Here is a 7,891-nt window from a genome sequence, read left to right as displayed (position 1 = left end):
TCCCGGCCGGACGCCGCGTCGGCGGGACGGTGACGCGGCGTCCGGCCGGGAAAACCGGGGTGCATAGCCCGGTTGCGCTTGGGTAGCCGCGCCGCCATGGCTCCACCACTTGGCAACGACGTACACACGATCCGGTCGGACCACAGACACACCCGGCGCTCGGTGCTCGCGGGCCTCGCCGCGTTCGGCGCGCTGGGCGCGGCGGGCTGCACCCGGGTGGCGTCGGCGTCCGGCAAGGACGGCGGCGACCTGCTGGAGCGGCTGCGCGCGCTGGGTGTCGTACGGCTCGGGATCGCCGGGGAGATCCCCTTCGGGTACATCGACAGGAACGGCAGGCTCACCGGCGAGGCGCCCGAGCTGGCGAGGGTGATCTTCAAGCGGCTCGGGGTGGACCGGGTGCAACCGGTGCCGACCGAGTTCGGCTCGCTGATCCCGGGGCTGAAGTCGCAGCAGTTCGACGTGGTGGCCGCGGGCATGTACGTCACGCCGGACCGCTGCGAGCAGGTGATCTTCGCCGATCCCGACTACCAGATGCCCGACGCCTTCATCGTGCCCAAGGGCAACCCGCTGGGGCTGCGCACCTACGCGGACGCGCTGCGCGCCCACGCCAAGGTGGCCACCGGGACCGGGTACGCGCAGATCCAGCACGCCGTGGAGGCGGGGTACCGGGAGAACGACCTGGTGATCGTGCCGGACCAGGTCGCCGGGCTGAACGCGGTGGAGTCCGGGCGGGTCGACCTGTTCGCGGCCACCGCCGTCACCGCCCGGCTCGTCGCCCGGGGCTCCGCCAAGGCCGAGTCGACCAAGCCGTTCGTCGCGCTCGTCGACGGCAAACCCAAGGCGGACGGCGGGGCGTTCGCGTTCCGGCCGACGGAGACCCGCCTCCGGGACGCCTTCAACGCCGAGCTGCACAAGCTGCGCCGCAGCGGGGAGCTGTACCGGATCGTCCGCCCCTTCGGCTTCACCAAGGCCGAGATGACGACCCTGACCGCGAAGGAGTTGTGCGGCTGATGACTGCGGGACTCTGGGAACTCGTCCTCCAGGGGATAGGCACCACGCTCCAGTTGCTGGTGTACAGCGCGCTGCTCGCGGCCCTGGTCTCCTTCGTCGTCGGTGCCGCGCGCACCCACCGGTCGCGGTTCGTCCGCTTCCTCGCCGCCTGCTACACCGAGGTGTTCCGCGGCATCTCGGCGCTGGTGATGATCTTCTGGGTGTTCTTCGTGCTGCCGGTCGCCTTCGGCTGGCAGCTGGTGCCGATGTGGGCGGGCACGCTCGCGCTCGGCCTCACCTACGGCGCGTACGGCTCCGAGATCGTGCGCGGCGCCCTCACGGCGGTGGACCCGGCCCAGCGGGAGGGCGGCATCGCGCTCGGCTTCTCGTCCTGGCAGCGGCTGCGGCTGATCCTGCTGCCGCAGGCCGTGCCGGAGATGATCCCGTCCTTCTCCAACCTGCTGGTCGAGCTGCTCAAGGGCACCGCGCTGGTGTCGATCACGGGCATGGGCGATCTGGCGTTCAGCGGCAACCTGGTCCGCCTCGCCCTCCAGCAGAGCGGCCAGATCTACGCCTACCTGCTGCTGATCTATTTCGTGATCGCGTTCCTGCTCACCCGCGGGATGCGGGTGCTGGAGCGCCGGCTGAAGGCGGAGGTGGCCCGATGACCTGGGACTGGGGAGCCGTCGCCGACTTCCTGCCGTACTTCTTCGAGGGCCTGGTCGTCACCCTGGAGGCGCTGGCCCTGGGGTCGCTGATCGCGTTCGCGCTGGGCCTGGTGTGGACCCTGCTGATGCGGACGCCGACCCGCTGGGTGCGCTGGCCGGTGGGGGTCTTCACGGAGTTCGTCCGGGACACCCCGCTGCTGGTGCAGCTGTTCTTCCTGTTCTACGTGCTGCCCGAGGCGGGTGTGACCCTGTCCCCGCTGACCACCGGTGTCCTCGGGCTCGGGCTGCACTACTCGACGTACACGATGCAGGTCTACCGGGCCGGTATCGAGGCGGTGCCGGCGGGCCAGTGGGAGGCCGCGACGGCGCTCAGCCTGCCGGTGCGGCGCACCTGGACGGCGGTGATCCTGCCGCAGGCGGTCCGCCGGGTGGTGCCGCCGCTCGGCAACTACGTCATCGCGATGCTGAAGGACACGCCGATGCTGATGACGATCGGCGTGCTGGAGATGCTGGGCCGGGCGCGGCTCGTCTCGCAGCAGAACTTCCAGTTCACCGAGCCCCTGACGGTGATCGGGGTCGCCTTCGTCGTCGTCTCGTACCTGGCCTCCCTTTGTCTGCGCACCCTGGAGCGACGCCTTGTCCGTTGAGACCAGCAAGCAGCCGGCCCTGACCGGCACCCTGCCGACCGAGCTGATCCGCCTGGAGGGCGTGACCAAGCGGTTCGGCGACAACACCGTCCTCGACGGCCTCGACCTGTCCGTGGACGCGGGCCGGCACGTCACCCTGATCGGCCCCTCCGGCTCCGGCAAGACCACGATCCTCAGACTGCTGATGACGCTCGCCAAGCCGGACGAGGGCACGATCACCGTCGACGGGCAGCGGCTGTTCCCGGCGCCGGAGAGGCAGGTCCGGGAGGTCCGCAAGAAGATCGGGATGGTCTTCCAGCAGTTCAACCTGTTCCCGAACATGTCGGTGCTGCGGAACCTCACCGAGGCACCGGTCCGGGTGCTCGGCCTGTCGAAGGACGAGGCCGAGGCGCGGGCCCGGGAGCTGCTGGACCTGGTGGGGCTGGCCGACAAGTGCGACGCGAAGCCGACCCGGCTCTCCGGCGGCCAGCAGCAGCGGGTGGCGATCGCGCGGGCGCTGGCGATGCGGCCCCAGGTGCTGCTGCTGGACGAGGTGACCTCCGCGCTCGACCCGGAGCTGGTCGCGGGCGTGCTCGACCTGCTGAGGGACATCGCCCGCAGCACCGACATCACGATGCTGTGCGTGACCCACGAGATGGGTTTCGCCCGGGACATCTCCGACCAGGTGCTGATGTTCGACGCGGGCCGGGTCATCGAGACGGGGCCGCCGGAGAAGATCTTCGGCGACCCGGAGCAGGAGCGCACCCGGGAATTCATCAGCGCGGTCCTGTGAGTGGGGGGTGCGCGGGCGGGAAGAGCCGAGGTCCGCTCGCTGGGTCATGCCTGTGGCATATGCCAGTGGATCTGCGCCGCAGTTGAGAGCCCGGCTCCACGGCCGGAATTGCGCCAACACCCTCTCCGGGGCCTGTCTTTGACGGCTATCGTGGAGACGATCCGCCGACCCGGATCGTGGCCGAGGGGGAGCGACATGAGGATCGAGCCTACCGCCCCGTACCACTCCGCCCAGGACGCGCTGCGCGTGCTGGAGACCGTGGCCCGGCACTCCGCCGGGGTCACCGACACCGAGCTGGCCCGCCGTACCGGCCTCGGCGCCGAGCGGCTCACCGCCCTGCTGCGGATGCTGCGCCGCGAGGGCTACGTCGAGCAGATCACCGACGGGGCGTACGTCACCGGCGACACCCTGCGCCGGCTCACCTCGGCGCACGACCGGGAGCAGGCCCTGCGGGACAAGCTCCAGCACACCCTGGACGGGCTGCGCGACTCGGTCGGCGCGGCGGTCTACCTCAGCCGGTACCTCGACGGCGAGGTCCGGGTCACCCAGTACGCCGCCGGGCCGACCACCCCGGCGGTCAACGAGTGGGTGGACTTCCGGTGCTCCGCCCACGCCACCGCGGTCGGCAAGAGCCTGCTGACCCAGCTGGACCCGGGCGCCCGCCGCGAGCATCTCTCCCGGTACAAGATGGCCCGCCTCACCTCGCGGACCATCACCAGCGACAAGCTGCTGCTGTCCCGGCTGGAGTCGCAGCCGCCGACGGTGCCGGTCCTGGACCTCCAGGAGTACGCGGTGGGCACGGTCTGCGCGGCCGTACCGCTCACCGCGGGTTCCGCGGTGGGCTGCCTCGCCCTCTCGCTCCCGGTGGAGCACGCGCACCGGCTGAAGCAGGCGGCGGAGACGCTGAACCGGAGCGCGGCCCCGGTGGTCCTCTCGCTGACGATCTAGCTCCGGCGGCGGTCACGAGCACCCCTCGGGACCAGGTAGTATTTTCTTCGTCGCCGGCCGCGGGAAGAAAAAACCGAGGCAGGCGGGAGTCATGCGCCGCTAGCTCAGTTGGTTAGAGCAGCTGACTCTTAATCAGCGGGTCCGGGGTTCGAGTCCCTGGCGGCGCACAACGACGATGGCGAGCCACGTCCGCGGACAACGCGGATCCGGCTCGCCATCTCTGTTATGGCGCGGCTTCGCCGTCGACGTCTTCCGCGGTCAGTCGCCGGTAGTCCGGCTCCCCGGGCGGCCGCCACCACACCGGATCCCCGCAGCAAAAGCCCTCGCGCCGCAGCCGGGCGCGCTCGATCTTGTTCGTCGCCGTCACCGGCATCCGCTCCACCACCCGCACGAACCGGGGCGCCATCTTCGTCCCGAGGTCCGGCTGGGCCCGCAGGAACGCCGCGAAGTCCGCCGGGTCGAAGGTGCCGGCGACGGTCGCCATCACCTGGTCCCCGGTGACCGGGTCCGGCACGCCGTACACGGCGACGGCGTCCGCGCCCGGGTACCGGGCCACGATGTTCTCGATCACCGCGGCGGCCAGCATCTCCCCGTCGACGCGGATCCGGTCGTCGGTCCGGCCCGCGAAGTACAGATGGCCGTCGGCGTCCCGGTAGAAGAGGTCACCCGTCCAGTACGCCCCTCCCCGGCGCCGCTCCGCCTCCGCGCCCGGGTTGCGCCAGTAGCCCTCGAAGGCGTTCGGGCCCCGGTTGACCAGCTCGCCGATCGCCTCGTCCCCGTTGCACAGCCGCCCGGCGCCGTCGAAGACGGCCCGCGGGCACTCCCGCCCGGTCACCGGGTCCAGCACCACCAGACCGGGCCCGGCCGGACCCACCGCGCCCGCCGGGGTGCCGGGCGCCCACTGGATCGCCGCCCCGCCCTCGGAGGAGCCGTACCCCTCCACCAGCCGGACCCCGAAGCGCCGCTCGAAGGCCGCCGCGTGCACCGCGCCCGCCTCCGTCCCGAAGCCGAGCCGCAGCCGGTGGTCGCGGTCGTCGGGGCGGGGCTCGGTCGCCAGGAGGTACTGGACGGCCCGGCCGACGTAGGTGAAGTAGGTCGCGCGGTAGCGGCGTACGTCGGACAGGAAGGCGGAGGCCGAGAAGCGCCGGCGCAGGGCCACGCCGGCGCCGGCGGCCAGCGCGGGCGCCCAGTCCGCGATCACCGCGTTCCCGTGGAACATCGGCATGCAGACGTAGTGCACGTCGTCCGCGCGCACCCCGAACTGCCGGACCAGGGCGTGCCCGGCCGCCGCCAGCCGGCCCTGGGAGCACAGGGCGGCCTTGGGGGCGCCGGTGGAGCCGGAGGTGAAGTACAGCAGCAGCCGGTCGGCCGGCCGCGCCCGGGACGGGTCGGGCACGGCACCGGCGTGGGCGGCGAGGAGCGCGGCGTACTCCTCGTCGTCCGTCACGAGGATCCGCACTCCGGGCAGGTCGAGCCCGGCCAGCAGGGGCAGGTGGGCCCGCTCGGTGACCAGGAGCGGACACTCGGTGTGCCGGATGTCCCGGGCCAGCCCGGGGCCGCGCCGGGTGGGGTTGATCCCGGCGACGGCCGCTCGGGCGAGGGCCGCGGCGGCGAGCCAGAGCGGGAACTCCTCGGTGTTGTCGAGCAGCACCCCGACGTGCGGTACGGCACCGGGCGGGAGCAGGCCGGCCAGCAGCGCGGCGCGGGCGGCGGCGCCGGCGGCCACCTCGTGGTGGCTCAGCACCCGGTCCTCGCACCACAGCCCCGGCCGGTGGTCGCCCCAGCCCGCCGCGACCAGCGCGGCTACCGTCGTCGGCTCCATGGCGCGGCACGGTAGCTGACATGGCGTCAGATGAGGAGGGCTACGGCAGCAGGCCGCCGGACTCGGTGAACATCGCGTGGGCCACGACCATGAAGCCGACGCAGAAGGCGCCCGCCACACCGAGGAGAACCAGCCCGCAACCGGTGCCGGCGGCGAGCCTGCCGCGCGCCGGGGGGCGGGCGGTGGCCCGCTGGGGAAGCTCCGGGAGATAGCGGACGGTCACGAAGTCGCCCTCCAGGACGGTCGCGGGGCCGTCCTCCTCCTCGAAGCGGACCGTGCGGCCGTCGCGGGTGGTGAACTCGTAGACGTGGTGCACGGTCGTGTGCACGGAGGTGTCCCCGCCGCCTCCGCTGGTCGTCGTGAACATCCGCAGGCAGCGGGCCTCGGCGGTCAGGCCGTGCGCCCACGTCCTGCTGATCCGCCGGGCGCGGCGGACCAGCAGGTACGCGGCGTACGCGAAGCCCGCGAGCAGGAGGGCGGGGAGGGCGTAGAAGAGCAGCTCGAACATGAGGTTCCCCCGAGGAAGGTCCGCCGCTCCCGGTCGAGCGGTGTGGCGGGAACCTATCCGGCGCGGGGGGCGCCCGGCCTCAAGGGAACCTCAGTTACCGGGCCGTACCGGAACGCGGATCAGAAGGTGACGTCCGAGCAGGCGTAGAACGCGTTGCCCGTGTCGGCGATCGTCCACACCGCGAGGATGACGTGGTGTCCGCTCAGGCCGGACGGCAGGGTGCCGCTGTGGCTGAGAGTGGCCGGCGGGCGCTGGCCGTTGTAGGGCACCGTCAGGAACGGGGTGAGGTTGAGGTCCGAGCGGGCGAGGTTGTGGTTCTGGTTCCAGCCCGGCTTGGTGATGTAGTACTTGAAGTCGGTCGTGGCGTGCATGGCGGTGAACTGCCAGCGGAAGGTGTACGACTGACCGCCCGTCACCTTCGTGGTGGGCCAGGCCGCGCCGGACGGCGTCCTGGGCGCGCTGAGCTGGGAGAACTGGCCCAGCCCCGCGTTGCAGAGCTGGCCGTCGGCGGGCCCGCCGGCCGGGAAGCCCTTGGGGCCCTCCACGCTCTGCGGCTCCCATTGGATCTGGCCGCAGTTGGCGACGGTGCCGTTCTGACAGAGCTTCTGCCTGCTGATGGGCAGGTCGGTGTAGCCGTGCCCGCTGGCGCCGCCGGTGGAGAGCGCGAAGGCTCCCGCGGTGACCGCGCCCAGCACGACCGCGGACAACTTGGTCTTGGTGCGCATACTGCCGCTCCTGGGGAACGTGGGGAGTTCGATGAGCCGTGCAGAGTAGGTCTAGACCAAGTCCCAGATTATTGCCGTCAGTTGAACATGTCCATACCAATCGCGGACCCGATGCGCGCCGCCCTACACCGGCTCGCTGCGCCCCGAGCAGAACGCCACCGTGAGGTCACGGACCAGCACCTTGCGCTCGTAGTCGTCCAGTTCGACCAGCCCGCGCATGGTCAGCCGGGTCACCGTGTCCTCCACCGAGTCCACCACCGAGCCGAGCATGCTGGCCCGCTGCCGGGCGTCCAGCGCGGCGATCCGGCGCCGGTGCATCGCGGGGGCCACCTCGGGGGCGTAGTCCACCCGGACCGGCTGCACCGAGAACACCTCCACGCCGACCGGCGCGGTCTCCTGCGCCACCAGCCGGGTCAGCGCGTCCCCGGCCGCCGTCGTCCCGCCCCGCGCCCCGCCCGCCGGCTCCACCGGCACCCGGGCCAGCGCGGCCTCCACGCACTCGCGCAGGTACGTCTCGTGGTCGTCGATGCCGAGCAGGGCCCGCGCGGTGTCCCGCACCCGCCACACCACCAGCACCACCACGCGCAGCGCCACCCCGTCGGGATCCGTGGCCGGCACCGCCTCGCTGCGCCAGTGCCGCAGCCGCACATCGACCCGGCGCCGCCGCACCAGCGGGTTCACCCACAGCAGCCCGGTGCGCCGGACCGTCCCCCGGTACCGCCCGAACAGGCCGAGCACCCAGGCCCGCCCGGTCCGCCCCCGGGCCAGCCCGCCGAAGCCGGCCACGCCGAGCAGCCCGGCCCCGGCGTAC

Annotated in this window: 9 protein-coding genes and 1 tRNA gene; 6 read left to right on the top strand and 4 right to left on the bottom strand. The window is 72.4% G+C overall.

Going from position 1 to position 7,891, the window contains the following annotated elements:
* Positions 1 to 96 precede the first annotated feature (96 nt).
* The 6 genes from ehuB (at position 97) to CCN44_RS04875 (ending at position 4,192) form a co-directional block, all read left to right on the top strand.
* A complete protein-coding gene (gene ehuB, locus CCN44_RS04900) occupies positions 97 to 1,011 on the top strand; it encodes an ectoine/hydroxyectoine ABC transporter substrate-binding protein EhuB (RefSeq protein WP_189397194.1) in 915 nt (304 codons plus the stop codon).
* Complete coding sequence (gene ehuC, locus CCN44_RS04895) at positions 1,011 to 1,658, top strand: ectoine/hydroxyectoine ABC transporter permease subunit EhuC (RefSeq protein WP_059255008.1); 648 nt, start codon at positions 1,011 to 1,013, stop codon at positions 1,656 to 1,658. Before ehuB ends, ehuC begins: the two co-directional genes overlap by 1 nt.
* Positions 1,655 to 2,305, top strand: coding sequence for an ectoine/hydroxyectoine ABC transporter permease subunit EhuD (gene ehuD / locus CCN44_RS04890; protein WP_059249729.1), 651 nt, complete (start codon positions 1,655 to 1,657; stop codon positions 2,303 to 2,305). The genes ehuC and ehuD overlap by 4 nt, the downstream gene beginning before the upstream one ends.
* Positions 2,295 to 3,077, top strand: coding sequence for an ectoine/hydroxyectoine ABC transporter ATP-binding protein EhuA (ehuA, locus tag CCN44_RS04885; RefSeq protein WP_059249730.1), 783 nt, complete (start codon positions 2,295 to 2,297; stop codon positions 3,075 to 3,077). The genes ehuD and ehuA overlap by 11 nt, the downstream gene beginning before the upstream one ends.
* 195 nt (positions 3,078 to 3,272) lie before the next feature.
* Positions 3,273 to 4,025: an IclR family transcriptional regulator gene (locus tag CCN44_RS04880; protein ID WP_086696945.1), complete on the top strand. Its 753-nt coding sequence runs from the start codon at positions 3,273 to 3,275 to the stop codon at positions 4,023 to 4,025.
* Between the two features lie 93 nt (positions 4,026 to 4,118).
* A tRNA-Lys gene (locus CCN44_RS04875) sits at positions 4,119 to 4,192 on the top strand.
* A gap of 56 nt (positions 4,193 to 4,248) precedes the next feature.
* Here the strand turns inward: CCN44_RS04875 and CCN44_RS04870 are convergent.
* The 4 genes from CCN44_RS04870 to CCN44_RS04855 all read right to left on the bottom strand — a co-directional run.
* Positions 4,249 to 5,847 carry an AMP-binding protein gene (locus CCN44_RS04870; protein ID WP_086696944.1) on the bottom strand — a complete coding sequence of 533 codons (1,599 nt, stop codon included), beginning with the start codon at positions 5,845 to 5,847 and terminating at the stop codon, positions 4,249 to 4,251.
* Between the two features lie 40 nt (positions 5,848 to 5,887).
* Positions 5,888 to 6,355 carry a DUF3592 domain-containing protein gene (locus CCN44_RS04865; protein ID WP_059249733.1) on the bottom strand — a complete coding sequence of 156 codons (468 nt, stop codon included), beginning with the start codon at positions 6,353 to 6,355 and terminating at the stop codon, positions 5,888 to 5,890.
* Positions 6,356 to 6,474: 119 nt separating this feature from the next.
* Positions 6,475 to 7,080, bottom strand: coding sequence for a lytic polysaccharide monooxygenase auxiliary activity family 9 protein (locus tag CCN44_RS04860; RefSeq protein ID WP_059249734.1), 606 nt, complete (start codon positions 7,078 to 7,080; stop codon positions 6,475 to 6,477).
* Positions 7,081 to 7,203: 123 nt separating this feature from the next.
* Positions 7,204 to 7,891: SPFH domain-containing protein (locus CCN44_RS04855; RefSeq protein ID WP_244203882.1), on the bottom strand; the 688-nt coding region annotated here is incomplete at its 5' end.

The sequence above is a fragment of the Streptomyces tricolor genome, assembly GCF_002155905.1.
Classification (GTDB): domain Bacteria; phylum Actinomycetota; class Actinomycetes; order Streptomycetales; family Streptomycetaceae; genus Streptomyces; species Streptomyces tricolor.
Note: the sequence above shows the minus strand (reverse complement) of the source record. Positions and strands in the feature narration are given on the sequence as shown.

Coding starts and splice junctions, on each gene's coding strand:
- ehuB (WP_189397194.1), top strand. CDS start 97: ATGGCTCCACCACTTGGCAACGACGTACACACGATCCGGTCGGACCAC.
- ehuC (WP_059255008.1), top strand. CDS start 1,011: ATGACTGCGGGACTCTGGGAACTCGTCCTCCAGGGGATAGGCACCACG.
- ehuD (WP_059249729.1), top strand. CDS start 1,655: ATGACCTGGGACTGGGGAGCCGTCGCCGACTTCCTGCCGTACTTCTTC.
- CCN44_RS04880 (WP_086696945.1), top strand. CDS start 3,273: ATGAGGATCGAGCCTACCGCCCCGTACCACTCCGCCCAGGACGCGCTG.
- CCN44_RS04870 (WP_086696944.1), bottom strand. CDS start 5,847: ATGGAGCCGACGACGGTAGCCGCGCTGGTCGCGGCGGGCTGGGGCGAC.
- CCN44_RS04865 (WP_059249733.1), bottom strand. CDS start 6,355: ATGTTCGAGCTGCTCTTCTACGCCCTCCCCGCCCTCCTGCTCGCGGGC.
- CCN44_RS04860 (WP_059249734.1), bottom strand. CDS start 7,080: ATGCGCACCAAGACCAAGTTGTCCGCGGTCGTGCTGGGCGCGGTCACC.